This is a genomic window from Rhizobium sp. P1_E1 (assembly GCF_056406015.1).
In genome coordinates this window covers 1-2,053 of sequence record NZ_JBFUAY010000438.1, presented here as the reverse complement: position 1 = coordinate 2,053, position 2,053 = coordinate 1, and the positions used below count along the sequence as shown (strand labels likewise).

At 60.8% G+C, this 2,053-nt stretch carries 3 protein-coding genes; all 3 read left to right on the top strand.

The genetic code is table 11. The features are described from left to right. The first annotated feature begins 1 nt into the window (after position 1). Positions 2-148 (top strand): DUF1127 domain-containing protein, encoded by a 147-nt coding sequence (locus tag AC1D1Z_RS36815; protein WP_010067591.1) that lies wholly within the window; start codon positions 2-4, stop codon positions 146-148. 294 nt (positions 149-442) lie between these two features. Then, complete coding sequence (locus tag AC1D1Z_RS36810) at positions 443-586, top strand: DUF1127 domain-containing protein (RefSeq protein ID WP_003573524.1); 144 nt, start codon at positions 443-445, stop codon at positions 584-586. 202 nt (positions 587-788) lie between these two features. Beyond that, on the top strand, positions 789-2,053 hold a 1,265-nt coding region (gene trmFO / locus AC1D1Z_RS36805; RefSeq protein ID WP_477853743.1), incomplete at its 3' end, for a methylenetetrahydrofolate--tRNA-(uracil(54)-C(5))-methyltransferase (FADH(2)-oxidizing) TrmFO.

The following is a 2,053-nucleotide window of genomic DNA, read 5'->3' as shown; positions in this document are numbered from 1 at the left end:
CATGAACTTCTCTCGCTCTTTCAATAACTGGCGCAAGTATCGTCAGACCGTCACGGAACTCGGCCGCATGACCAACCGCGAATTGCACGATCTCGGCATCGACCGTTCGGACATCCATCGCGTTGCCCGTGAGGCTTCTTCCCGCTGATTCAAGGCGATCGCCGTTCCTCCCAAGCACGATTGCTCTCGATCGAAACGCCCGCTGTACCCACAGCGGGCGTTTTCTTTTGTCTGCACGTGGTGGGCGCGGCGGTTGCATGTTTTTCCGCTTGATTAGCCCGCCCAAAAAATATTCACCGCCTAATTGTCGAGCATCACATTGCACAATTGCATGGCAGACGCCTTTTATTTGCACTGCACAATCGGACTGATATCGCCTATATAAACATCAACCGCAGAGAGACAGGCGATCCCGCCGTCCCGCGGACATAGGAAGAAGAAAATGAACCCGATCCGCATTGCAAAAAGCTGGCTCAGCTACCGTCGTACGCTCAACGAACTCGGCGGCCTTTCCAACCAGACCCTGTCCGATATCGGCGTCAGCCGCTACGACATCCGCAATATTGCATCCCGCTCGTTCCGCTAATAGCGAGTACGATGCTTCCAAGACGGCGCCGCGAAGGCGCCGTTTTTGATTCCGGGGTACTGGGCCACGAAGGCGCCGTTTTTGATTCCGGGATGCTGGGCCACGAAGGCGCCGTTTTTGATTCCGAGGTGCTGGGCCACGAAGGCGCCGTTTTTGATTCCCGGGTGTTGGATCGCTCCTGCCGACATGATATCAGCCCAGGATGAACACGATCTCCTCCTATTCCCCCATCCACGTCGTCGGCGGCGGGCTTGCCGGTTCGGAAGCCGCCTGGCAGATCGCCAGTTCCGGCGTTCCGGTCATCCTGCATGAAATGCGCGGGGTGCGCGGCACGGATGCGCACAAGACCGACGGCCTGGCCGAACTTGTCTGTTCCAATTCCTTCCGTTCCGACGATGCGACCAGCAATGCCGTTGGCGTCATCCATGCAGAGATGCGCATGGCGGGCTCGCTGATCATGGCCGCTGCCGATCGGTGCCAGGTACCGGCCGGCGGTGCGCTCGCCGTCGATCGTGACGGCTTCTCCGAGGCGGTGACCAAGGCGGTCCATGACCACCCGCTCATCACCGTCGTGCGTGAAGAGATCACCGGCCTGCCGCCCAGTGACTGGGATCTTGCCATCGTTGCCACCGGACCGCTGACGGCGCCGTCGCTCGCGAGCGCCATCCAGGCAGAAACCGGCGAGGATTCGCTCGCCTTCTTCGACGCCATCGCGCCGATCGTCTACCGCGAGAGCATCGACATGGATATCTGCTGGTATCAGTCGCGCTACGACAAGGTCGGGCCTGGCGGCACCGGCAAGGATTATATCAACTGCCCGATGGACGAGGCGCAGTACAATGCCTTCGTCGACGCGCTGATATCAGGCGACACGGTCGGTTTCAAGGAATGGGAGGGCACGCCTTATTTCGACGGCTGCCTGCCGATCGAGGTGATGGCTGAACGCGGCCGCGAGACACTGCGCCACGGACCGATGAAGCCAATGGGGCTGACGAACGCGCATAACCCGACAGTCAAGGCCTATGCCGTCGTGCAGCTGCGGCAGGACAATGCACTCGGCACGCTCTACAACATGGTCGGCTTCCAGACGAAGCTGAAATATGGCGCGCAGGCGGACATTTTCCGGATGATCCCGGGTCTGGAAAATGCGGAATTTGCCCGTCTCGGCGGCCTGCACCGCAATACCTATATCAACTCCCCAACCCTGCTCGACCGGTCACTGACGCTAAAATCGCGGCCCGGCCTGCGTTTTGCCGGCCAGATCACCGGCTGTGAGGGTTATGTGGAAAGCGCCAGCGTCGGGCTGATGGCCGGGCGTTTCGCCGCCGCCGAACGCAAGGGCGAGGCGATCTCGCTACCGCCGGCGACGACGGCGCTCGGCGCGCTGCTCGGCCACATCACCGGTGGGCACATCGTCACCGACGAGGAGCCGGGCAAACGATCGTTCCAGCCGATGAACATCAATTT